This window comes from Streptomyces sp. NPDC047014, from assembly GCF_040644195.1.
Classification (GTDB): Bacteria; Actinomycetota; Actinomycetes; order Streptomycetales; family Streptomycetaceae; genus Streptomyces.
This window is the reverse complement of record NZ_JBEYVX010000003.1, coordinates 58,632-82,022: the sequence shown is the minus strand read 5'-3', so window position 1 is coordinate 82,022 and position 23,391 is coordinate 58,632. Positions and strand designations below refer to the sequence as shown.

The following is a 23,391-nucleotide window of genomic DNA, read 5'->3' as shown; positions in this document are numbered from 1 at the left end:
CCGATGGAGTCGGTCAAGGCCCTGCACGTCATCACCGGCCTCGGGGTCGGCGGCGCCGAGCAGCAACTGCGGCTGCTGCTCCGGCACATGCCGATGCGCTGCGACGTGCTCACGCTGACCAACCCCGGCCCGGTGGCCGAGGGCCTGCGCGCCGACGGGGTGCGGGTGGTGCACCTCGGGATGAGCGGCAACCGCGACCTGGGCGCCCTGCCGCGGCTGGTCCGGTTCATCCGCCGCGGCCGCTACGACCTCGTGCACACCCACCTGTACCGGGCCTGCGTGTACGGGCGCCTCGCCGCCCGGCTGGCCGGCGCGCGGGCCACCGTGGCCACCGAGCACTCCCTCGGGGAGGGCGAGATCGAGGGCCGTCCCCTCTCGGGCGGGGTCCGGGCCCTGTACCTGGCCAGCGAGCGGCTGGGCGCGGCCACGGTCGCCGTCTCCGGCACCGTCGCCGCCCGGCTGGAGGGGTGGGGGGTGCCGGCCGCGCGGGTCCATGTCGTCCCGAACGGCATCGAGGCGGCCCGGTTCCGCTTCGACGAGGGCGTACGGAGGGCCACCCGCGCCCGGACCGGGCTGCCCGAGCGGGCCTTCGTGGTCGGCGGGGTCGGGCGGCTGGTGCCGGGCAAGCGCTTCGACGTGCTCGTACGGGCCGTGGCCGCCCTGCCGGGCGCGCATCTGCTGCTGGCCGGGGACGGGCCGGAGCGGGCGGGGCTGCGCCGGCTGGCTGCCGAGCTCGGCGCGCAGAGCCGGATCCACCTGCTGGGGGAGCGGGATCCGCTGGGCGACAGCGCGGACGGCCGGACGCCCGGGATCCCGGCTCTGCTGGCCGCCATGGACGTCTTCGTCTCGCCCTCGCGGGAGGAGGCGTTCGGGCTCGCGGTGGTGGAGGCGCTGGCGGCGGGGCTGCCGGTGCTCCACGTGACCTGCCCGGCCATCGACGACCTGCCCGCGGCGCAGGCCCCCGGAGCCCGCCGCATCGGCACCGGCACGGAGGAACTGGTCGCGGCCCTGCGCGGCCACATGGAGGCGGGCGCCCGCCGGCTCCCCCCGCCCCCGGTGGTCCGCCACTACGACATCGCCAGCAGCGCCCGCCAGCTCCTGGACGTCTACGCCCTGGCCCTGGCGGGCCCGGTCCGCGCGGGGGAGCCGAGTGGCGTCGGCTGATTCGTCCGTACCACCGCAAGCCGTCCCGGCGGGACCCGGGAAACCCCCTTCACCCAAGGAAGCGAGCAGGTTCATGGCCGATACCTCCGACCAGACGAAGTCCGGGAAGACGTCCGGGAAGGCGTCCGGGAAGCAGTCCGCCCAGCAGCAGCCCGGGAAGAAGCCTGACCACCGCTCCGAGCGGAAGGCGCGCCGCCGCCCGGTCCCCGCCTGGTGGCCGCTGCCCGCCTGCGCCCTGCTCGGTCTCGCCGCGGGTGGTGCGTACGGGGTGCTCAAGGCGCCCGAGTACGCCGCCACCAGCTATGTCGTCGCCGTGCCCGACGACACCACCGAGCCCGCCACCGCCCTCGGCTTCGCGCAGGCGTACGCCCGGATCGCCACCAGCAGTTCCACCCTCGCCTACGCCCAGCCGCGCGCGGGCGTCACCGCCCGGGAGCTGCGGACCCAGGTGCGGGCCGAGACCTCGCCCGAGTCCCCGATGATCGCGGTCACCGGCACCTCCACCAGCCCGGCCGAGGCCGCGGACATCGCGAACGCCGTCGCCGACGCCCTCTCCCTGAGCAGCAACCAGGCCGCCAAGAACACCGGCGTCCAGCTGCTCCTGTTCAACCAGGCCGTGGCCCCCACCGACCCGGCCTCCCCCTCCGCGGCCATCAGCGGAGCCGTCGGGACCTGCGCGGGCGGCCTGCTGGGCGGGCTGTGGCTGCTGGCCCGGCCCGGCCGCGCGCGCCGCCCGGAGGAGACGGAGGCGGGCCCGGTGGCGGCGCCCCGGCCCGAGCCGGTGGTGGAGGAGTACGCGAGCCTCCCCGCGCAGGGTGAGCACGCGGAGGCCAAGGAGAAGGAGTCCGTGCGATGAGGACGGGCTCCGCGGGGGCCCTGTCGGTGACGCTGTGCCGCGATCCCCGGCAGTTCGCCACCCTGGAGGAGGCGTGGAACCGGCTCGTCCGGGCCTGCCCCTCGGCCACCCCCTTCCAGACCCACGCCTGGCTGCACTCCTGGTGGCTCTCGTACGGCAAGGAGGGCCGGCTGCGGATCGTCCTCGTCCGGCGCGGCGGTGAACTGGTGGGCGCGGCCCCGCTGATGCTCGTCCACCGGCCGATGCCGCTGCTGGTGCCGCTGGGCGGCCCGATCACCGACTACTTCGACGTGCTCGCCGCCGCGGAGCACGCCGGCCAGGTCGTCCCGGCGCTGGCCCGCGGGCTGCACCGGGCGGCCCGCGGGGCGGTCGTCGACCTGCGGGAGGTGCGTCCGGGGGCGGTGGCCGAGGAGCTGTACCGGCAGTGGCCGGGCATCGGCCGCCGGCTCACCGACTCCACCTGCATGGAGCTGCCGACGCTGCCCTTCGACGAGCTGGTCAAGCGGATGCCGGCCTCCGGCGCCCAGCGGGTGCGGGCCAAGCTGCGCAAGACCGACGCGGCCGGCATCGAGGAGCACGAGGTCACCGAGCAGGAGGTGCCGCGCGCGGTACGGACGCTGCTGCGGCTGCACGAGAAGCAGTGGCGCGGGCGCGGGGTGACCCCCGAGCACCTGAGACCCCGCTTCGCCGAACACCTCACCCGCGCCACCCGGCGGATGGTGCGGGCGGGCGAGGGCCGGCTGACCGAGTTCCGGCTCGACGGGAAGGTGGTCGCGGCCAACGTCACGCTGCTGTCGGCGGGGCTGAGCGGCGGCTACCTGTACGGGGCCGACCCGGACCTGCGGGCACGGAAGGTGGACGTGGCGACGCTGCTGCTGCGCTACGAGGCCGGGCGGGCGCTCGCGGACGGCCGCCCGGTGGTGAGCTTCCTGCGGGGCAGCGAACCGTACAAGAACCACTGGCGGCCCCGGACGGTCGTCAACCAGCGGCTGCTGCTGGCCACACACGCGCTCGCGCCCCTGCTGCGGCTGCACGAGTCGCAGCTCTCGGGGCGCGAGCGGGCGGTGGACGCCTTGCGGGAGGCGCTGCCGGCCGCCAGGGACTGGCGGTCGCGGCTCAACGAACTGCGGGTGCGATGACGCGTCTTCGCCTAGAAGGGCCAGTTCAGCTTGACGCAGACCGACTGCTTGCCGACGAGCTTGGAGAGCCACTCGCCGAAGTTGAGCGGCACGCACCACTCCTTGCTGTTCACCGGGGGCGGCGGGGTGGGGGTCGGTGTGGGCTTGGGCGTGGGCCGGGGCGCGACCGGGGTCGGGGTGACCGGCACCGGTACGGACACCGAGGGCTTCGGGCTGGGCGCGACCGGGCTGGGGGCGACCGGGGAGGGCTTGGGCGCCACGGGGGTCGGGACGGGGGAGGGCACCTGGGGCGTCGGCACCTGGGGCGTCGGGACCTGCGGGGTCGGCACCTGAGGCGTGGGCACCTGCGGGGTCGGGATCTGCGGGGTCGGCACCTGGGGTGTCGGGACCTGCGGAGTCGGGACCTGCGGAGTGGGGATCTGCGGGGTCGGGACGACCGGGGTCGGGATCACCGGCGTGGGGACCACCGGGGTCGGGACCACGGGCGTCGGGACGACCGGCGTCGGGACCGGGGTCGGGGCCACCGGGGTCAGGGCCGTGCGGAAGACCTTCGACGAGGTCGGGTTCTGCTTGCACTGCCAGACGCCGTGCGGGCAGTAGTCGGTGATGGTGTGGTAGAGCGGCCGGTGCCGCTCGATCCACTGGAGCATCCGCCGCACGTACTCCGCGTTGTCCCCGCGCCGGAACAGCCCCCACTCCGGGTACGAGATCGCTTTGCCGTGTTCCTTCGCGAAGTCGACATGCTGCTGGAGCCCGTACGGCTGGGTGATCTGGTCGTCGAAGTCCTGACCGGGCCCCTGGTCGTAGGAGTCCATGCCGATGATGTCGACGACATCGTCGCCCGGGTAGCACTTCGTCCAGCCGATCGCGTCCGTCCCCCGGTTCGGGGCGAAGTCGAACTTGAACTCCTGGCCGGGCACCGACCGCATCGCCGTGACGACGCGCCTCCAGTACGCCTTCCAGTTCTCCGGGTCCGGCCCGCAGCGGTGGGTGTAGGTGATGCCGTTCATCTCCCAGCCGAGCACGATCACCGTGTCCGGCATGCCCAGCGCCACCAGCCGTTCGGCCAGCCTGCGGAAGTGCTGGTCGAACTGGCCCGCCGCGCCGGACCGGATCAGCCGGGCCACCTCGCGGTCGGGGACCCGCTCCTCGTTGCGCGCCTGCATGGGCACGTTGAGGACGAACATCCGGTCGTCCTGCGCCCGGCGCCACCGGGCCCAGTCCTCCAGGAAGGACACCCGGCCCTCGATGCCCGCCCACTGGTCGCCCGGGAGATAGGTGTGCCCGACGCGGATCTCCTTGCCGCCCAGCCAGCGCGACAGCTGGGCGATGCGGGCCACACCGTTCGGCCCGTAGTCGAGATAGGCGCCCATGGCGATGTCGGTCCTCCGCGGCCCGTTCTCGCCGGGCGCCGCGAGGGCGGCGCCGGTGGCCAGCAGGCCGGCCGTGACCGTACCGACGCAGGTGCCCGCCAGTCGGCGGCGTGGTCTGGACATGGCGTCTCCCGAGCTTTCCCGAAGCGGTGTGCTTGCCAGAGACGTTAGGCATCACATCTGACGAACGGCCTGTCCGGGAAGGTCCGCCTAGGCCATTAGCAGTTGCACACCACCCCCGCTTGGTCCGACTAGGTGAAAGACACCGTTGCCATGCACGCGTTCGCCAACCATGTGCCCGCCGTTGTGCTCAGACTCGACCGCAATCCGTTCCACCACGGAACCCTCGGCGCCGTCAGATCCCTTGGCCGCAAGGGCGTGGAGGTCCACGCCGTCGTCGAGGCCGGGGGAGGTCCCATGGGGCGTTCGCGCTATCTGCGCGCCGTGCACTCCGGGCCGGCCGGCGGGCTGGACCCGGAGGCGCCGGAGGCGCTGCTGGAGTGCCTGACCGGGGTGTCCGAGCGGATCGGGCGCCCGGCCGTGCTCATCGCGATGGACGACCTGAGCGCCATCGCCGTGTCCCGGGTGGCGCCCGTGCTCCGCGAGCGGTTCCGGATCCCGCACCAGCCGGACAACCTGCCGGCCCGGGTGGCCGACAAGGCCGAACTGGCGGCCCTGTGCGAGCGCTGGGACGTCCCGCACCCCGAGACCGTGGTCCCGGCCGGCGGGGCGGAGGCGGCGGAGGCGGCCTGGCGGCTGGGGCCGCCCGTGATCGCCAAGTGGAGCCGTCCGTGGCTGCTGCCCGCCGGGGCGGGGCTGCGCAGTACGACGCTGGTACGGACCCCCGCCGAGGCACGCCGGCTGTACGAGCGCTCCGCGGAGGCGGGCAGCCGCCTGCTGCTCCAGCGGTTCCTGCCGGCGGGCCCGGACACCGACTGGTTCTTCCACGGCGCCTTCGCGCGCGGCGGGCGGCCGCTGCTCGCGGGATCGGGCCGCAAGGAGCTGTCCTGGCCGGTGCGGACGGGGCTGACGGCGGTCGGGCGCTGGCTGCCGGACCCGGCGGTGGAGGAGGCGGCGCTGCGGCTGGCCGAACGGCTGGGCTACCAGGGGATCCTGGACCTGGACTTCCGCCGGGACGAGCGGGGGGTCTTCCGGCTGGTCGACTTCAACCCGCGCCCGGGGGCGCAGTTCCGGCTGTTCGCGGACACGGCCGGGCTGGACGTGGTCCAGGCGATGTACCTGGACCTGACGGGGCAGCGGGTCCCGCGGCCCTCGGGCGGACCGGGCCGGGTCTTCGTCGCGGAGAACTACGCCCTGCTGGCGGCGGTACGCGGCCGCTCCCTCCCGCCCCGCAGCCGCCCGGCTCCTGCCCCGGCCACGCCCGCGGCCCCCGCGGCCGCCCCCGCGCCCCCCGCCGACCGGAGCCGCGTCGAGACGGCCTGGTTCGCCGCCGACGACCCGCGGCCCTTCGTGGCCATGCTCGCCGCCTTCCTCGGGCGGGGCGCGGACAAGGGGGTCCGGGTCCTGCGCGGCGTCCCGGCGCAGGGACGGCGTACGGCGCGGGCGGTCGTCCGCGCGCCCCGGCAGCGGAGCCGGGAGCAGGACACGGCCGCCGGGACGGCCTCGCGGCCGGCGCCGCCGGAGGCTCCGGCCGAGCCCGACGAGCTGGTGACGCGGTGACGGAGTCCGGTGCGGTGACCAAGGAGCGGAAGGAGCGGCGGTGACGCGGATCGAGGACCTGGTGGTGATCGGCGCGGGCCCGTACGGGCTGTCCATCGCGGCGCACGCGGCGGGCGCGGGGCTCGGCGTACGGCTGCTGGGGCGGCCCATGGCCTCGTGGCGGGACCATATGCCCGAGGGCATGTACCTCAAGTCGGAGCCGTGGTCCTCCAACCTGTCCGCGCCGGACGGGCGGCACACGCTGGCCGCGTACTGCGCGACCCGCGGCACGGCAGCGGAGCACGGCACTCCGCTGCCGATCGGCACGTTCAGCGCGTACGGGATGTGGTTCGCCCGGGAGGCCGCGCCGGAGGTGGAGGAGGTGACCGTCACGGAGGTGACCCCGCAGGGGGAGGGCTTCCGGATCCGCACCGCCGAGGGCCCGGACCTGCTCACCCGTACGGTGGCCCTCGCGGTCGGGGTGATGCCCTTCGTCCAGCACCCCGGGGCCCTGCGCGAGCTGCCCGCCGGGCACTACTCGCACAGCAGCGGCCACCGCGACCTGGCCCGGTTCGCGGGCCAGGACGTGGCGGTGCTCGGGGCGGGCCAGGCGGCCCTGGAGACCGCCGCCCTGCTGGCCGAGCGGGGGGCGCGGCCCTGCCTGGTGGCCCGCCGCCCCCGGCTGAACTGGAACACCGTCCCGCAGCCCCTGGAGCGGCCCCCGCTGCGCGCGCTGCGCGATCCGCACAGCGGCCTCGGCACGGGCTGGCGCAGCTGGGTGTGGTCGGAGCTGCCCTGGGCGGTGCGCCGGCTGCCCGCGCAGCGCCGCGAGCGGATCGCGGCGACCGCGCTGGGCCCCGCGGGCGCCTGGTGGCTGCGGGACCGCTTCGAGCAGCGGGTGCCCGCGCTGCTCGGGCACGAGCTGCGCCGGGCCGAGCCGGCCGGGGACCGGACCCGGCTGACGCTGACCGCGCCGGACGGGTCCCCGGTGGCCCTGGACTTCGCGCACGTCATCGCCGCCACCGGCTTCGCCCCGGACCTGGCCCGGCTGGAACTGCTGGACGCGGGGCTGCGCGCGGCGCTGGCGAGGGTGGGCCGGGGCAGGGCGCCGGAGCTGGGCCCCGGCTTCGAGTCCTCGTGGCCCGGCCTGTTCTTCGCGGGGCTGCTGGCGGCTCCCTCATTCGGCCCTTCCATGCGATTCGTACACGGTGCGGGCTTCACGGCGGGGAGACTGGTGAGAGGAGTCCGCAAGCGCCTCGGCGCCCGGGGTCCGCGGCCGGGCTCCCCCGGTGCCGCCCGGTCCGGCCGGGCTGCCTCCTCCGGGCGGCCTCCGGGGGTGAGCCCGGGGCATCCGACGACGTACCCGCGGTGAGAGCCGCGGTGAGAGGGGTCCGTGATGAGCGCCGAGCGAGCACAGGGCCGCGGCTGGGTGCGCATTCCCGCCAGCCGTGCGGAGCAGCCCGCCCCGCCCGGGCCCGCCGGGTACGAGCGTGAACCCTGGTCGGGGCAGTACGCGGGGCAGCAGTACGGGAGCCAGTACGGGAGCCCGTACGCGGGCCCGTACGGCGGCCCGTACGCCCCGCCGCAGCCCCCCGACCCGGCCACGATCTACCTCTCCGTCGTCGCGCGCTGGCGCGCCGCCGGCCGCACCCTGCCGGGGCATCCCGACGAGGAGTGGGAGCGGCTGATCTCCCAGCCGTACTGGCCCGGCCGCTAGGGGCCGGGCGGATGGCGGCGGCGGAGCGCGACGGGCCGGGGGCGGGCGGGCGGCCGCCCGTGACCGACCCCGGGGACCGGCTCGCGCTGAACGGCATGGGCAGCTTCGAGTGGGACCTGCACTCGGGGACCATCACGATGGACACGGCCGCGATGACCCTCTTCGACGTGGAGCCCGCCGCCTTCGACGGCACGGCCGACGGGGTCGCCGTACGGGTCAGACCGGAGGACGCCGCGCGGCTGCGCGAGACGATCACCGGGGTCCTGGAGGAGGGCGGGGACACCTACGGGGCCTACTTCACGGTGCACCGGCGCGACGGCCGCGACCAGTGGACGCACACCTCCGGCCGGGTGCTGCGCGGCGGCGGCGGGGAGCCGGACCGGATCGCGGGCATCGTCCGGGACGCGGCGGCCGAGCTGGCCCACGCCACGCTGCTGCGCAAGCTGGAGGCGGCCCGCGCCCAGCAGACGACGATCGTGCAGCGGACCACCGAGGCCCTGTCGCGGGCGGTCACGGTGGACGATGTCACGGCGGCGCTGACCGGGGTGGGCGCGCTGGAGCGGCTGGGGGCCGACGGGCTGGCGCTGGGGCTGGTCGAGGGCGGCACCATCAAGATCATCGCGTTGAGCGGGGAGTCGCTGGAGATCCTCAGCGAGCGCCGCTTCACCCGGCTGGACGGCTCGCTGCCGCTGTCGCAGGCGGTCCTCACCCGGCAGGCACGTTTTGTCACCTCCCTCGCCGAACTCGGCGGCGAGTTCCCGCTGCTCACGGACTATCTGCACCGCATCCGCTTCGACGCCGCCGCCTACCTGCCGCTGATCGCGCAGGCCAAGGCGATCGGCGGCCTGGTGCTCTTCTACCGGCGGCGCAGCGAGTTCAGCCCCGAGGAGCGCAACCTCTGCCTCGGCCTCGCCGGCATCGTCGCCCAGTCCCTCCAGCGGGCGCTCCTCTTCGACCAGGAGCGGGAGTTCGCCACGGGCCTCCAGGCCGCCATGCTGCCGCGCCGGATCCCGGAGATCAGCGGCGGGGAGATCGCCGTCCGCTACCACGCCGCCTGGAGCGGGCGGGAGGTCGGCGGGGACTGGTACGACGTCATCGCGCTGCCCCGCAACCGCGTCGGGCTCGTCGTGGGCGACGTCCAGGGCCACGACACGCACGCCGCCGCCATCATGGGCCAGCTGCGGATCGCGCTGCGGGCGTACGCGGGGGAGGGGCACCCGCCCTCCACCGTGCTCGCGCGGGCCTCCCGCTTCCTCGCCGAGCTGGACACCGAGCGCTTCGCGACCTGCCTGTACGCGCAGGTCGACCTGGAGACCGGCGGCGTACGGGCGGTCCGCGCGGGCCACCTCGGCCCGCTGATCCGCCACACGGACGGCCGAACGGGCTGGCCCAATGTGCGCGGCGGCCTGCCGCTGGGGGTGGCCTCGGCCTTCGCGCAGGAGGAGTTCCCCGAGACCCAGCTCGACCTGGTCCCCGGCGAGACTCTGGTGCTGTGCACGGACGGCCTGGTGGAGGAGCCCGGCACCACCATCACCGCGGGCATGGAGGCCCTCGCCCAGGCCGTGCGCAGCGGCCCCCAGGACGCGGGCGCGCTGGCCGACCACCTCTCCGACCGGCTGTGGGAGCGCTGGGGCTCCGGGGACGACGTGGCCCTGCTGGTGCTGCGCCGGGCACCCGACCCGGGCACCCACCGGGCCCCGCGCATCCACCAGTACATCCACCAGGCGGACCCGGAGGGGCTGTCCGAGGCCCGCTACGCCCTGCGCCAGGCGCTGCGCGACTGGGGTGTGCCCGAGCTGGCCGACGACGTGGAGCTGGCCGCGGGGGAGCTGCTGGTCAACGCCCTGCTGCACACCGACGGCGGGGCGGTGCTGACCATGGAGGTGCTGCCGGAGCCGGTGCGGCGGATCCGGCTGTGGGTCAAGGACCGCTCCAGCGTCTGGCCGCGGCGGCGCAGCCCGGGGGAGGCGGCGACGACCGGCCGCGGGCTGCTGCTCGTGGACGCGCTGGCCACGCAGTGGGGTGTGGAGTCCCGGGGCGACGGCAAGGCGGTGTGGTGCGAGTTCGCCGTCGGGGGCGTCCCCGGCGAGGCGGAGTGAGCGTGCGGACGCCGGGTGACCGGGCCGGTACGCCGAGTTGTGGGCGGTCCGGGCCGGGGTGATGATGCGGACCATGGAACGGAACGTACTGTGCGCGGGCTGAGCAGGGGCGCCGTGACCGGCGTCCTCGCCGTACTGCTGCTGGCCGCCGGGGTGCCGAGGGTGCTGGACTGGACCTCGGGGCGCCCGCACGCGGATGCCGCGTGCCGGTCGGTGGAGTTCATGTCGATGACGGGCGCCGCGCCCGAGTGCCGCTGACGCCCGGGGCCGCTGACGCCCGGGCGCCGCTGGGGCCCGGGGCCGCTGACGCCCGGCTGCCGGACGGCAGGGATCGGGCGCCTCGGGGTCCGGCGCCGCTCAGCGGCGGAAGGTGACGTCCTTCGCGTCCAGGGCCACAGTGTCGACCGACCGGGGGAAGAAGCCCTTGAGGCGGACCTCCTGGAGCTCGGCGGTGACCTTCGCCCGGCCCTCGCGGACGTGCGCGTACTCGCCGGGCGCGTGGGCGACCCAGCGGCGCTCCGTGCCGTCGCAGACGATGCGCTCCGCGCCGATGCCGAGCCGGCCGCCGTCCTGCTCGACGCTCGCCTTCACCTGCATCGCCCCCTCGGGTGACGCCTGCTCGCAGTGGTAGGTACCGGAAAGGATGACGCCGCCGTCCTCGGTGATACGGGCCTCGTCGTCCACGGAAATGCCCTGCTGGAATACGGTGGCGCCGGCCGGGGCGGTGAAAAGGGCCGTGGCGGCGAGCGCGGAGAAGGCGGCCAGGGCCATACGGCGGGCGGGGACGGGCATTTTTCCTCCAGGGTGTTCCGGGATTGTTCCGGGGGTGTTCCGGGGCGGCGGGATTCCGCCGGAACGCATTGTGCTGGCAGCCGGGCGTGCGGATGCGCTCCGTGTGCTCGTGTCGTTGTGCGGCATTGCCCGCCCGGGGGCGTGAGACTGGCCGGAATCACGTCCCTGAAGGGATCCCGCATGCGCCAGTCCGCCGCCCCCGTCCTCGCCGCCGCCCTCCTGCCCTTCCTGCTGTTCGGTGCCACGGCCTGCCAGAGCGCCCCCGAGGGCGCCGCGCTCGCCCCCGCCGCGGTGCCCGCCGTCCCCGTGGACGACGGGGTCCCGGGGGGCGGGGGCGTCCCCGTACGGCCCGCCGGGAAGGAGGCCCGTGTGGGTGACTCCGTACGGGTGCGCGGTTCCCAGGTCGGGCGGCATCTCCAGGTGGAGCTGGGGGCGTACGTCGACCCCGCGATCAGCGCCGACCGGAACTTCGCGCCGCCCGCCGGGAAGCGCTGGGTGGCCGCCTCGATGTCCTTCGTCAACGTGGGGGGTGCCTCGTACGGGGCGCTCGGACGCATGTGGGCGCACGACAGCGCGGGGCGGCGCCACCCGGTGGTGCGGACGGGTGAGCTGACCACCGGCAAAACCGTCGTCTTCGATTCCCTGGAGGTCGGTGAGCGGGCCGAGGGATGGGTGGTGTTCGAAATCCCGGAAAACGCTGCCATTCGGCGGATCCAGTACCAGGACACGAACATCCGGCCGAATTCCGGAGAGGGATTCTGGGCCGTCTAGCCCGCCCGGGTGAAAGGCCGTGAAAGGGCCGGGCGCGGGACCACTAGGGTGCGGCGCATGACTTCTACTCAAGCCGAAATCGACCGGTCCCAGCTCGGCACCCTTTCGGTGCTCGCGTGGATCGGCGACCCCTCCGAGGCGCACGACATCCCCTACCTCCTCGCCTACACCCTCGGCGACGGCCCGCAGGGCCGGGAGGCCGGGGAGGCTGCGGCACGCGGGCTGCTGGAGGAGATCGGCCTGCCCATCGGTGACGTCGTCATGGACGGCACCCGCAACCCCGCCGCCTTCCCCGTGCAGATCCTGCTGGAGGGCAACCAGATCGCGCTCACCCTGCCGGGCATGAACGCCCAGTGCACCGCCCCCGACGAGTGGGTGGCCGCCGCGGACGAGAGCGGGCAGGCGTACTTCCTGTTCGCCACGCGCGCCTGGCCCGAGGCCGTCCCGGGCCGCCCGGTCGACGCGGCGACCCTCCAGGCGTTCGCGGGCGACGAGTCGGTGCTCACCGGCAGCGCCCACTGCGTGCTCTCCGTGCGGCGCCTGCAGAAGTAGCGCCCCGGGGCCGGTCCGGCGCCCGCGCGCGGCCCGCACCGCCCGCCGCCGCGCCCCGGCCGCACCCCCCGCTCCGGCCGCCGGGCTCCCAGCCCGCCCGGTGGCCGGTCCCCGCGGCGGCGGGCTCCGCCTCAGGGCCGCTCGAAGGCGAACCTGAGCGAGCGGACCCGGTTGTCGAAGTTCGAGCCGGCCAGATCCGGCAGGCCCACCGCGCGCAGGCCCACCGGCCGGGTCAGCAGCTCGCGGAAGAGCGCCTTCATCTCCACCCGGGCCAGGTGCGCCCCCAGGCAGAAGTGCGGGCCGCCGCCTCCGAAGCCCAGGTGGGGATTGGGCGAGCGGGTGATGAGGAAGGCGTCCGGGTCGGGGAAGACCGCCTCGTCGCGGTTGGCGGAGGCGTAGTACAGGACCACCTTCTCGCCGGGGACGAAGTCCCGCCCGCCCAGGGTGTGTTCCGCGACCACCGTGCGGCGGAACTGGATGATCGGCGTCGAGTGCCGGATCATCTCGTCGACCGCGCCGTCCGCGTAGGTCTCGAAGTCCGAGAGCAGCAGGTCACGTTGCTCGGGATGGTCGGTCAGCAGGGTCAGCCCGTGGGTGATGGCGTTGCGGGTGGTCTCCACCCCCGCGACCATCAACAGGGAGAAGAAGGCGCCCAGTTGGCGGGCGCCGAGGCCCTGGCCGTCGATGTCCGCGCGGACCAGCGCCGAGATCAGGTCGTCCCCGGGGTGCTTGCGCCGCTCCCGGCCGATGCCCGCCACCATGCGCTGCATCCGGGCCAGCGCGCGCAGGCCGCGCCCCGGCATCCGCAGCCGGGAGGCCAGTCCGCGCTCGACGCCGATGTTCTCCGAGGCGTGGTTGACGCGGTCGGCGATCTCGGCGCGGTGGCGCTCCGGGATGCCCATCATGTTGCAGATGACCTCCAGGGGCAGCCGGGAGGCGACCGCCGAGACGAACTCGTCGGGCTCCTCCGCCAGCACGTCGTCCACGATCCGGGCGGCCACCGCGTGGATGTCGGCCTCGGCCGCGGCCAGCAGGCGGGGGGTGAAGGCCCGCTGGACGATCCTGCGCAGGTTCGCGTGGTCGGCGCCGTCCAGGTTGACCATCGAGTCCCCGAACAGCGCGCGCACCCAGCGGGCCGGCTCGGGGGTGGTCACGCCGGGCGCGCTGGCGAAGACCTTCGGCAGCCGGCTCGCCTCCTGCACATGGGCATGGCGTACGAGGGCCCAGTGCCCGGCCCCCTCGGGCACGAAGACCGGCCCGCCGGCGGCGCGCAGCCGGGCGAAGGCGGCGAGCCGGTGGGCGGGGGGCCGCTGCCAGAAGCCTGGCTCGGCCAGCTCCCCGCCGGGGTCGGTGCCGTGGCGTGGTGCGGGGAGTGTCATGGCCGGGGCCTCCAGTCGGTACGGGTCTTTCCGCGCTGGAGAACGGCCGCGGGGGCGCGGGGGTGACGGCCGGAGCCGGGCCGGGCGCGGAGCTCCGTACGCTCAGCCGGTGCGGGCGGCGGACCGCTCGGTCAGGAGCATGCCGACGGTGACGGTGACCACCGCGACGAGGCCCGCGTAGAGGACGGCGTACGCACCCGTCCAGATGCAGGCGAGGGTGACGACGGCGGCCACCGGCAGGACCAGCTGCTGGGCGGGGCCGCGCTTGAAGTGCCGGGAGTGCAGCAGCCACACCATGAACAGGAAGGCCGCGGCCGGGACCATGACGGCGGCGTTCGCAGCCGCCTGCGAGATGTGCGCCTTGCCCACCGCGTGCTCCACGGCCACCTCGATGCCCGCGCCGATCGCCGCGCCCGAGGCGAAGATCAGCAGGTGGCCGTAGCCCCAGGGGATGGCCTCGCGGTTGGAGTTCAGGTGCTGGTGCATCGGTACGGCGAAGTAGATCCACCAGGCGGCGAAGACGATCAGCAGGCCGCCCGCGGCGATGGGCAGCAGCAGGTCCAGGGCCTCGTGCTCGTCGAGCGCGGACTTCACCGCCACCGTGCTCGCGGCGATGGTCTCGCCCAGCACGATGATGGTGAACAGGCCGTACCGCTCCACGATGTGGTGCGCGTGCCAGGGGGTCTGGTGGCCGCGCTCCGCGATCACCGGGACCAGCAGCTCGGCCGCGACGAGCACCAGGAACAGCCAGCGCTGGGCGCCGGCGGGGGCGAAGAGCAGCGCCACCCAGCCGGCCTGGCAGATCACCAGCCCGGCCGCGTACTTGAGGGCCGCCGTCCGGGCGGCGCCGCTCTCGCCCGAGGCGGCGCGCAGCCACTGGGCGGTCAGCGCGACGCGCATGATGATGTAGCCGATGACGGCGACGGCCCAGTCGTTCTCGTCGAACGCCTCACCGACCCCGGCCGCGTAGACGAGGACGCCGGCGATCTGGACGAGCGTGGCGATGCGGTACGGGACGTCGTCGCAGTCGTAGGCGGAGGCGAACCAGGTGAAGTTCATCCACGCCCACCACACGCCGAAGAAGACGAAGAAGTAGCCGATCACCCCGGTGCCGGGATGGCCCTCCGCGAGCGCGTGCACCAGCCGGGCGCCCGCCTGGGCGATCGCGACGACGAAGCAGAGGTCGAAGAACAGCTCCAGCGGGGTCGAGGTGCGGTGGTCCTCGTCGGGGCTGCGGGCGGTCATGGGGGAGTAGGCCATACCGGCCAGCAGACCAGAGGTCCGGGCTTCCGGCAGGTCGGGCGGGCTGTCCGGAGGGCCCGCGGGGGCCGGGGGCCTGGCGGGTCCGGGGCCGGTCCGGGGCGGTCCGGGCGGGTCCGGGGCGGTTCGGGGCGGGGCCGGGCTGGTCCGGGGCCGGTCCGGGCGGGACCTCGCGGGACCTTGGCCCGCCGCGCCCGGTGCCTTGGGCCGTCGTACGCGGTGCCTTGGCCTCTGCCGGGGGCCGGGCCCGGGGCCGGAGGCTGGAGGGGTCAGAACTCCCCTCGCAGTTCAGGACCACGCCATGAGCGCCGCCACGTCCACGCCCACCCCCACGCGGGAAGCCACCCGCCCACCGGAGCCGACGAGGCCGCCCGCCGGTCCGGCCCAGTACCGCCCCGGACGGACCATCACGGACTGGACCCCGGAGGACCCGGACTTCTGGCGCTCCACCGGCCGCCGGGTCGCCACCCGCAATCTGTGGATCGCCGTACCGGCCCTGCTCGTGGCCTTCGTGGTCTGGCAGGTCTGGAGCATCACGGCGACCAGCCTCACGGACGTGGGCTTCGGCTTCTCCCCGGCCCAGCTCTTCTGGCTGACGGCCGTCCCCGGGCTCACCGGCGGCACCGGGCGCGTCCTCTACACCTTCCTCGGCCCGCGGATCGGCCAGCGCCGCTTCACCGCGCTCTCCACGCTGGTGCTGGTGGTGCCCCTGCTGTGGCTGGGCTTCGCGGTGCAGGACCCGGGCACCTCCTACGGCACGCTCGTCGCGATCGCCGCGCTGTGCGGCATCGGCGGCGCGAACTTCTCCTCCTCGCTGGCGAACATCGGCTTCTTCTACCCGAAGCGGGAGAAGGGCAACGCGGCGGGCGTCAACGGCGGTCTGGGCAATCTCGGCGTCTCGGTCGTCCAGCTGCTCACCCCGATCCTGATCACCCTCTCCGTCCTGGCCGTCGGGGCGGGACAGCGCACGGCCGACGGCTCGGAGATCCACCTCCAGAACGCCGCCTTCGTATGGGTGCCGGTCGTGGTGGTCCTCGCGGCGGTGGCCTGGTGCGGGCAGAACGACCTCACGGTGGCCTCCACCCCCTTCAAGCAGCAGCGGATCATCTTCCGGCGCAAGCACAACTGGCTGATGACCTGGCTGTACGTCGGCACCTTCGGCTCCTTCATCGGCTTCGCGGCGGCGCTCCCGCTGCTGATCAAGACCACCTTCCCGGGGTACTCCGTCGCCGCCTACGCCTGGATGGGCCCGGCGCTGGGCGCGCTGGCCCGCTGGGCGGGCGGCTGGATCGCGGACCGGCTGGGCGGGGCCCGGGTGACGATCCTGTCCTTCGCGGGGATGGCCGCCTCCCTGACGGGCGTGATCGCCTTCCTGCCCTCCGGTACGGACGGGGGCTCCTTCGCCGGGTTCTTCCTCTGCTTCCTGTCGGCCTTCCTCTTCTCGGGCATCGGCAACGGCTCCACCTTCCGGCAGATCCCGGTGATCTTCCGGGGACTGCACCTCAAGGGCCTGACCGAGGGCACCCCGCGGTACGCGGCGGCGCTGCGGCAGGCGGAGACCGAGGCGGGCGCGGTCACCGGTTTCACCGCCGGGATCGCCGCCTACGGCTTCTTCTTCATCCCGGCGATGTTCGCCAACTTCTCGGTCACGGCGGCGATGTGGGGCTTCGTCGGCTTCTACGCCACCTGCGTGGCCGTGGCCTGGTGGTTCTACGCCCGGCCGGGCGCGGAGGCCCCGAGCTGACCTTTTTGCGCACCCCTTTAGTGAAAACTTTCACAAGCGGGTGCGGGTCTTAAGACCCCCGGAAAACCCCAGCTCAGCGAGGTTCCAGGAGCCCGCGGGATGGCCGTCGTAGGACTTCCGGCCCTCAGTTCGGGACCAACGCGGCGGCCAGTGATCGATCAGAAGGCGTGCAATGGAAGCACGCGACAGCGCTACGGCCAGGGCTCGCGGCCCCGGCCACGGAAGGAGCGGGCGATGACCGCCACCGCTGCGGAGACCAAGAGCGAAGGCCGGGCCTGGGAGGGCTTCACCGGCGGACGGTGGCGCGAGGCCGTCGACGTCCGCGACTTCATCCAGCGCCACTACACCCCCTACGAGGGCGACGACTCCTTCCTCGCGGGCCCCACCGAGCGCACCACCGCCGTCTGGAAGGCCCTCACGGACCGCTTCCCGCGCGAGCGCGAGCGGGGCGTGTACGACATCGCGTACGACGTGCCCTCCTCCATCACCGCCCACGCCCCCGGCTGGATCGACCGCGACCGGGAGCTGATCGTCGGCCTCCAGACCGACGCCCCGCTCAAGCGCGCGATCATGCCCAACGGCGGCTGGCGGATGGTCGCCGGGGCCCTGCGGACCTACGGCTACCCGGTCCCGGAGGAGCTGGAGAAGGTCTTCACCGCGTACCGCAAGACCCACAACGCCGGTGTCTTCGACGCCTACACGCCCGGGATCCGCGCCGCCCGCAAGGCGGGCGTGATCACCGGCCTGCCCGATGCCTACGGGCGCGGCCGCATCATCGGGGACTACCGCCGGGTCGCCCTCTACGGCGTCGACCGGCTGATCGCCGCCAAGCACGAGGAGAAGGCCGGACTGGACGCCCTGCCGGCCGGCGGCCGCTCGCTGGAGGAGACGATCCGGCTGCGCGAGGAACTGGCCGAGCAGATCCGCACCCTGCACGAACTCAAGGCGATGGCCGCCTCCTACGGCCATGACATCTCCGGCCCGGCCACCACCGGCCGCGAGGCCGTCCAGTGGCTGTACTTCGCCTACCTGGCCGCCGTGAAGGAGCAGAACGGCGCAGCCATGTCCCTCGGCCGCACCTCCACCTTCCTCGACATCTACCTCCAGCGGGACATCGCGGCCGGGCGGCTCACCGAGGAGGGGGCGCAGGAGCTCGTCGACGACTTCGTGATCAAGCTGCGCATCGTGCGCTTCCTGCGGACCCCCGAGTACGACGAGCTCTTCTCCGGCGACCCGACCTGGGTCACCGAGTCCATCGGCGGCATGGGCGAGGACGGCCGCCCGCTGGTCACCCGGACCTCCTTCCGCTACCTCCAGACCCTCTACAACCTCGGCCCGGCGCCCGAGCCGAACATGACGGTCCTCTGGTCGCCGCGGCTGCCCCGGGGCTTCAAGGAGTTCTGCGCCCGCGTCTCCATCGACACCTCCTCCGTCCAGTACGAGTCGGACGAGCTGATGCGCCCCCGGTCCGGGGACGACACCGCCATCGCGTGCTGCGTCTCGGCGATGCCCGTCGGCAGGCAGATGCAGTTCTTCGGCGCCCGCGTGAACCTCGCCAAGACCCTGCTCTACGCGGTCAACGGCGGCCGGGACGAGATCTCCGGGGAGCGGGTCGGCCCGGACACCGGAGCCGTCACCTCCGAGGTGCTGGACTACGAGGAGGTGCGGGCGAAGTTCGACGCCCAGCTGGAGTGGCTGGCCGCCACCTATGTGCACGCCCTCAACGTCATCCACTACATGCACGACCGGTACGCCTACGAGCGCGTCGAGATGGCCCTGCACGACCGCGACGTACGTCGCACCCTGGCCTGCGGCATCGCCGGGCTGTCGGTCGCCGCCGACTCGCTGTCCGCCATCAAGCACGCGAGGGTCACCGCGCTGCGGGACGCGAGCGGGCTGGTCACGGACTACCGGGTGGAGGGCGACTACCCGGCCTACGGCAACAACGACGACCGCGCCGACGCCCTCGCGGTCGGGCTCGTCGAGGAGTTCATGCGGAAGATCCGGCGGCACGAGACCTACCGGGGCGCCGAGCACACCCAGTCGGTGCTGACCATCACCTCGAACGTGGTCTACGGCCGCAAGACCGGCAACACCCCGGACGGCCGCCGCGCCGGGGAGCCCTTCTCGCCGGGCGCCAACCCGATGAACGGCCGCGACACCCACGGCTATGTCACCTCCGCCCTGTCGGTGGCGAAGCTGCCCTACGCGGACGCGGAGGACGGCATCTCGCTGACCAGCACCGTCACCCCCGAGGGCCTGGGGCGCACGCCCGAGGAGCGGATCGCGAACCTGGCGGGGGTGCTCGACGGGTACACGGCCGGGGGCGGCTTCCACATGAACGTCAACGTCCTGAACCGCGACACCCTGACCGACGCCATGGAGCACCCGGAGAAGTACCCGCAGCTGACCATCCGCGTCAGCGGCTACGCGGTGAACTTCGTACGGCTGACGCGCGCGCAGCAGCTCGATGTGCTGGGGCGCACCTTCCACGGGTCGCTGTAGGACCGCACCGCACGCCCTGTACCAGTCCTCCGCCGCACACCGGATCAGTCGGGAGCACCTGCCATGACCGTCGTCCTCGGTTCGAACCCCGCCCGTCCCGGGCCCACCGCCGTGACCCCGGCCGTGACACCGGCCGTGACCCCCGCCGCGGCGGTGACCCGGCGGCCCAGTGAGGGGTCGGTGCACTCCTGGGACGTGTCCACCGGAGTCGACGGGCCGGGCACGCGCTTCGTCACCTTCCTCGCGGGGTGCCCGCTGAGCTGCCTGTACTGCCACAACCCCGACACCTGGAGGATGCGCGGCGGCCGGCGCACCTCGGCCGACGACGTGATCGCCGAGGCGGCCCGGTACCGCGCCTTCATCGCCGCTTCGGGCGGTGGGGCCACCCTCTCCGGCGGGGAGCCGCTGCTCCAGCCCGTCTTCGCGGGGGAGCTGCTGCACCGGATGAAGCACGAGCTGGGGCTGCACACCGCCTTGGACACCTCCGGGTACCTCGGCGGGCGCGCCACCGACGCGCTGCTGCGCGATACGGACCTGGTCCTGCTGGACCTCAAGTCCTGGGACCGGGAGACCTACCGCCGGGTGACCGGGCGCCCGCTGCGGCCCACGCTGGACTTCGCCCGGCGCCTCGCGGACCTGGGCAAGGAGGTCCACGTACGGTTCGTGCTCGTGCCGGGGCTGACCGACGCCCGGGAGAACGTGGAGGGCGTCGCGGCCTTCGCGGGCTCCCTCGGCAATGTCGCGCGGGTCGACGTGCTGCCCTTCCACACCCTCGGCGCGGGCAAGTGGGAGGCGCTGGGCATGGACTACGCCCTGCGCGGCACCCCGCCGCCGAGCGCGGCCCAGGTGGCGGCGGCCCGTGCGGTGTTCGAGGGGTACGGGCTGCGGGCCGTATGACCCCCGTTCGGCTCAGTACGGAACCGGTCACAGCGGGCTGAAACCGGGCAGACCGCCTAGCGTGGGGCTGTGCCCGAGCCCTCAGAAGCCCCTGCCGCCCCGCACCTTCCCGCCGGTTCGGGGAGCCGCCGGTCCGTGTCCGTACGGGCCACCCTGGCCGGCACCCTCGTCTCGCTGCTGCTCATCGCCGCGATCGTGCTCGGCAGCCGGCTGCTGCGCGACTTCGACTCCGCGCTGCTCCCGTACGCCGTCGCCACCGTCTTCCTCGCCTTCGGCGTCGCCTACCGCTACACGGTCTGGGTCTCGGCGCCCGGTGCGCGCCGGCTCTTCCGGAAGGGCTTCGGCAGCTTCTTCTCCGCTGAGAACTTCCGCCGCGCGCCCACCGCCGTACCGCGCATGATCGCCACCTACCTCGGCTTCCAGAAGTTCCTCGGCGCCCGCTCGCGCTCCCGGTGGATCGCCCACCAGCTGATCTTCTGGGGCTGCGTCCTCGCCGCCCTCATCACCTTCCCGCTGACCTGGGGCTGGTTCACCTTCACCTCCGCCACCGGCTCCGGACCGGGCTACGAGATGCGGATCTGGGGCATCAAGGTGCTGGGCTTCGACTCGCTGGACCTCCTGGGCTGGCTGATGTTCCACGGCCTGGACGTGGCCGCCGTCCTGGTGATCCCCGGAGCCTCGTACTTCCTGTGGCGCAGGATGAAGGACCGCGGCGCCATCACCGGCCAGCGCTTCGCCTACGACCTGCTGCCGCTGATCTGCCTCATCGTGATCTCCGTGACGGGGCTGCTGCTGACCTTCTCGTCGATCTTCCTGCACGGCGGGGGCTACGAGTTCCTGGCCGTCCTGCACATGGTGTCGGTGGTGTTCACCCTCATCTACATCCCCTTCGGGAAGTTCTTCCACATCGTGCAGCGCCCGGCCGCCGTCGGCATGCAGCTGTTCAAGTACACCGCCCGCCAGGACGAGCAGGTCTTCGCCTGCAAGCGCTGCGGGGAGCCCATCGACACCACCCCGTACGTGGAGAACCTGCGCGGCACCATGCGGGACCTCCAGCTCGATTTCAACGCCCTCGTCGAATACTGCCCGCGCTGCAAACGGGTCCTGCGCGGCAATGCCTACCTGAGCCATGTGAAGAAGGGGTTCAAGTGACCGCGACCGACCCCGACAAGGCCCCGTCCCGGCCCGCCCCCCTTCCCCTGGACCCGTCCATCGCCCCGCCCGGCACCCGCAACTTCCGGGACGCGGGCGGCATTCCGGCCGACCGCTGGCACGCCGACCAGAACGGCGAGACCCTGGTGCCCACCCACTGCTGCTTCTGCGGCGTGCAGTGCGGGATGTACCTGCGGGTGGACGCGGGCGGCAAGGTCTTCGGCGTGGAGCCCCGCAACCACGACATCAACCGGATGCGGCTGTGCCCCAAGGGCATCAACGCCTACCAGCAGGTCAACCACCCCGACCGGCTGACCGCCCCGCTCATGCGCCGCTCCCGGGACGAGCCCTTCCGGGAGGTGTCCTGGGAGGAGGCGCTGGACTTCACCGTCTCCGAGGTCCGGCGCATCCAGGCCGCGCACGGCCATGACGCCTTCGGTGTGCTCGGCGGCGCCAGCCTCTACTCCGAGAAGACCTACCTGGTCGGCAAGTTCGCCCGGGTCGCCCTGCGCACCCGGCACGTCGACTACAACGGCCGGCTGTGCATGGTCAGCGCGGCGGGCGCCAACAAGCTCGCCTTCGGCATCGACCGGGCTGCCAACCCCTTCTCCGACATCCTCCTCACCGACTGCCTGCTCATCGCCGGGTCGAACGTGGGGGAGTGCTTCCCGGTGATGACCCAGTACCTGTGGGGCGCCCGCGACCGGGGCGCCTCCCTGATCGTCGTCGACCCGCGCGAGACGGCGATCGCCCGCACCGCCGATGTCCACGTGGCCCTCAAGCCGGGCACCGACTCGGCCTTCTTCAACGCCGTGCTGCATGTGATCGTCGCCGAGAAGCTGACCGACGAGGCGTACCTCGCCGCCCACACCACCGGCTGGGACGAGGTCCGGAAGACCGTCCAGGACTATCCGCCCGCCCGCTCCGCCGAGATCTGCGGGGTCCCCGCCGAGCAGATCGTCCAGGTGGCCCGGATGTTCGGCGGCGCCGCCAAGGCCATGGCCTTCCACGCCCGCGGCGTCGAACACCACTCCCAGGGCGTCGAGAACTGCCTGTCCATCATCAACCTGTGCGTCGCCACCGGGAACCTCGGCCGGCCCGGCGCCGGCTACGGCACCATCACCGGCCAGGGCAACGGCCAGGGCGGCCGCGAGCACGGCCAGAAGTCCGACCTCCTCCCCGGCGGCCGGTCCATCCTCAACGAGGAGCACCGCCGCCAGATCTGCGAGATCTGGGGCATCGAGGAATCCGAGCTCCCGCCCGCCGGCACCTCCATGATGGAGATGGTCTGGCAGATGCAGCGCCAGGAGATCCGCGGCCTCATCGGAATCTGCAACAACCCCTTCGTCTCCCTCCCGCACTACAGCACGGTCAAGCAGGGCTACGACACCCTGGAATTCCACGCCCAGTTCGACTTCTTCCTCTCCGAGACCGCCGCCAACGCGCACGTGGTCTTCCCCGTCACCGTCTGGGCCGAGGACGAGGGCGTCATGGCCAACACCGAGGCCCGCGTGGTCAAGCACAACAAGGCCCAGGAGCCCCCGCCGGGCGTGCGCACCGACACCTGGGTGATGTGCGCGCTCGCCCGGCGCCTCGGACACGGCGACAAATTCGACTTCGCGAGCTCCCGCGAGGTGTTCGAGGAACTGCGCGTCGCCTCCGCCGGCACGGTCAACGACTACTACGGCATCACCTACGAGCGCCTGGAGGAGACCGGCGGCATCATGTGGCCCTGCCCCAGCACCGACCACCCGGGCACCCCCCGGCTGTTCGAGGGCGGCCGCACCTACCACCCCGACGGCCGGATCCACCTGCAGGTCGTCGAATGGCACCCGCCGATGGACCCCTACTCCGAGGAGTTCCCCCTCTCCCTCACCACCGGCCGCACCGTCGCCCACTTCCTCTCCGGCAACCAGACCCGCCGCCTGGGCGCCCTCGTCGAACAGACCCCGCGCCCCTGGGTGGAGGTCCACCCCTCGCACGGCTACCGCACCGGCGACCCCGTACGGGTGGTCACCCGCCGCGGCAGCGAGGTCTTCCCCGCCCTCGTCACCGAGGCGATCCGCCCCGACACCGTCTTCATCCCCTACCACTGGCCGGTGCCGACCGCCGCGAACGCCCTGACCGTCGACGCCCTCGACCCCCGCTCGAAGATCCCCGAGTACAAGGTCTGCGCGGCCCGCATCGAACCCGCCGAGCACGCCGACGAGGTGCCCGCCCCGCCCACGGCACCGGGCCACGTGGCCTACCCGGAGGCGCAGGTCTCCCGGACCGACCCCCTGCCCCCCACGTCCTCGCAGGGCCGTGGCACGGCGGAGAGGAGCTGACCCGC

Annotated in this window: 19 protein-coding genes; 15 read left to right on the top strand and 4 right to left on the bottom strand. The window is 73.7% G+C overall.

From position 1 onward, the window contains the following. Positions 1 to 3: 3 nt before the first annotated feature. The 3 genes from ABZ873_RS02870 to ABZ873_RS02860 all read left to right on the top strand — a co-directional run bounded on the left by ABZ873_RS02870 (position 4) and on the right by ABZ873_RS02860 (position 3,159). Positions 4 to 1,164, top strand: a complete 1,161-nt coding sequence (locus tag ABZ873_RS02870) for a glycosyltransferase (protein WP_360864515.1) — start codon at positions 4 to 6, stop codon at positions 1,162 to 1,164. Between the two features lie 73 nt (positions 1,165 to 1,237). Further along, positions 1,238 to 2,020, top strand: a complete 783-nt coding sequence (locus tag ABZ873_RS02865) for a lipopolysaccharide biosynthesis protein (RefSeq protein ID WP_360864218.1) — start codon at positions 1,238 to 1,240, stop codon at positions 2,018 to 2,020. Next, complete coding sequence (locus ABZ873_RS02860; protein WP_360864216.1) at positions 2,017 to 3,159, top strand: GNAT family N-acetyltransferase; 1,143 nt, start codon at positions 2,017 to 2,019, stop codon at positions 3,157 to 3,159. The genes ABZ873_RS02865 and ABZ873_RS02860 overlap by 4 nt, the downstream gene beginning before the upstream one ends. Positions 3,160 to 3,170: 11 nt before the next feature. On the opposite strand, the gene ABZ873_RS02855 is transcribed toward ABZ873_RS02860, so the two are convergent. Next, complete coding sequence (locus ABZ873_RS02855; protein WP_360864513.1) at positions 3,171 to 4,532, bottom strand: glycosyl hydrolase; 1,362 nt, start codon at positions 4,530 to 4,532, stop codon at positions 3,171 to 3,173. A gap of 273 nt (positions 4,533 to 4,805) precedes the next feature. On the opposite strand from ABZ873_RS02855, the gene ABZ873_RS02850 reads away from it, so the two are divergent. From ABZ873_RS02850 to ABZ873_RS02830, 5 genes are all read left to right on the top strand, one after another. Then, complete coding sequence (locus ABZ873_RS02850) at positions 4,806 to 6,212, top strand: ATP-grasp domain-containing protein (protein ID WP_360864512.1); 1,407 nt, start codon at positions 4,806 to 4,808, stop codon at positions 6,210 to 6,212. A 49-nt stretch (positions 6,213 to 6,261) separates the two neighbouring features. After that, positions 6,262 to 7,563 carry an NAD(P)-binding domain-containing protein gene (locus ABZ873_RS02845; RefSeq protein ID WP_360864510.1) on the top strand — a complete coding sequence of 434 codons (1,302 nt, stop codon included), beginning with the start codon at positions 6,262 to 6,264 and terminating at the stop codon, positions 7,561 to 7,563. A gap of 24 nt (positions 7,564 to 7,587) precedes the next feature. Further along, positions 7,588 to 7,908: a hypothetical protein gene (locus ABZ873_RS02840; RefSeq protein WP_360864214.1), complete on the top strand. Its 321-nt coding sequence runs from the start codon at positions 7,588 to 7,590 to the stop codon at positions 7,906 to 7,908. A gap of 11 nt (positions 7,909 to 7,919) precedes the next feature. After that, positions 7,920 to 10,007: a SpoIIE family protein phosphatase gene (locus tag ABZ873_RS02835; RefSeq protein ID WP_360864212.1), complete on the top strand. Its 2,088-nt coding sequence runs from the start codon at positions 7,920 to 7,922 to the stop codon at positions 10,005 to 10,007. Between the two features lie 114 nt (positions 10,008 to 10,121). Then, positions 10,122 to 10,265, top strand: coding sequence for a hypothetical protein (locus ABZ873_RS02830; RefSeq protein WP_360864210.1), 144 nt, complete (start codon positions 10,122 to 10,124; stop codon positions 10,263 to 10,265). 99 nt (positions 10,266 to 10,364) lie between these two features. Here the strand turns inward: ABZ873_RS02830 and ABZ873_RS02825 are convergent, their stop codons facing one another. Next, a complete protein-coding gene (locus ABZ873_RS02825) occupies positions 10,365 to 10,799 on the bottom strand; it encodes a DUF6299 family protein (RefSeq protein WP_360864208.1) in 435 nt (144 codons plus the stop codon). Positions 10,800 to 10,979: 180 nt separating this feature from the next. Here ABZ873_RS02825 and ABZ873_RS02820 point away from each other — a divergent pair, with 180 nt between their 5' ends. Together ABZ873_RS02820 and ABZ873_RS02815 are read left to right on the top strand one after the other, a co-directional pair. Continuing rightward, positions 10,980 to 11,570, top strand: a complete 591-nt coding sequence (locus ABZ873_RS02820) for a hypothetical protein (protein WP_360864206.1) — start codon at positions 10,980 to 10,982, stop codon at positions 11,568 to 11,570. 57 nt (positions 11,571 to 11,627) lie between these two features. After that, the gene (locus ABZ873_RS02815; RefSeq protein ID WP_360864204.1) at positions 11,628 to 12,122 is read left to right on the top strand and encodes a DUF5949 family protein; all 495 of its coding nucleotides are present in this window, start codon (positions 11,628 to 11,630) and stop codon (positions 12,120 to 12,122) included. Between the two features lie 131 nt (positions 12,123 to 12,253). Here ABZ873_RS02815 and ABZ873_RS02810 read toward each other — a convergent pair whose 3' ends face one another. Together ABZ873_RS02810 and ABZ873_RS02805 are read right to left on the bottom strand one after the other, a co-directional pair. Next, positions 12,254 to 13,501 (bottom strand): cytochrome P450, encoded by a 1,248-nt coding sequence (locus ABZ873_RS02810; protein ID WP_360864201.1) that lies wholly within the window; start codon positions 13,499 to 13,501, stop codon positions 12,254 to 12,256. A 102-nt stretch (positions 13,502 to 13,603) separates the two neighbouring features. Then, the gene (locus ABZ873_RS02805; protein WP_360864199.1) at positions 13,604 to 14,761 is read right to left on the bottom strand and encodes a low temperature requirement protein A; all 1,158 of its coding nucleotides are present in this window, start codon (positions 14,759 to 14,761) and stop codon (positions 13,604 to 13,606) included. Between the two features lie 301 nt (positions 14,762 to 15,062). Here ABZ873_RS02805 and ABZ873_RS02800 point away from each other — a divergent pair, with 301 nt between their 5' ends. The 5 genes from ABZ873_RS02800 (at position 15,063) to ABZ873_RS02780 (ending at position 23,386) form a co-directional block, all read left to right on the top strand. Next, on the top strand, positions 15,063 to 16,505 hold the full coding sequence (locus tag ABZ873_RS02800) for an MFS transporter (protein WP_360864197.1): 1,443 nt from the start codon (positions 15,063 to 15,065) through the stop codon (positions 16,503 to 16,505). Between the two features lie 234 nt (positions 16,506 to 16,739). Next, positions 16,740 to 19,010, top strand: a complete 2,271-nt coding sequence (gene pflB, locus ABZ873_RS02795; protein ID WP_360864195.1) for a formate C-acetyltransferase — start codon at positions 16,740 to 16,742, stop codon at positions 19,008 to 19,010. Positions 19,011 to 19,073: 63 nt separating this feature from the next. After that, positions 19,074 to 19,907, top strand: coding sequence for a pyruvate formate-lyase-activating protein (gene pflA, locus ABZ873_RS02790; protein ID WP_360864193.1), 834 nt, complete (start codon positions 19,074 to 19,076; stop codon positions 19,905 to 19,907). Between the two features lie 69 nt (positions 19,908 to 19,976). Further along, positions 19,977 to 21,059: an MFS transporter gene (locus ABZ873_RS02785; protein ID WP_360864191.1), complete on the top strand. Its 1,083-nt coding sequence runs from the start codon at positions 19,977 to 19,979 to the stop codon at positions 21,057 to 21,059. Then, on the top strand, positions 21,056 to 23,386 hold the full coding sequence (locus ABZ873_RS02780) for a molybdopterin oxidoreductase family protein (RefSeq protein ID WP_360864189.1): 2,331 nt from the start codon (positions 21,056 to 21,058) through the stop codon (positions 23,384 to 23,386). Before ABZ873_RS02785 ends, ABZ873_RS02780 begins: the two co-directional genes overlap by 4 nt. The last annotated feature ends 5 nt before the right edge of the window (positions 23,387 to 23,391 follow it).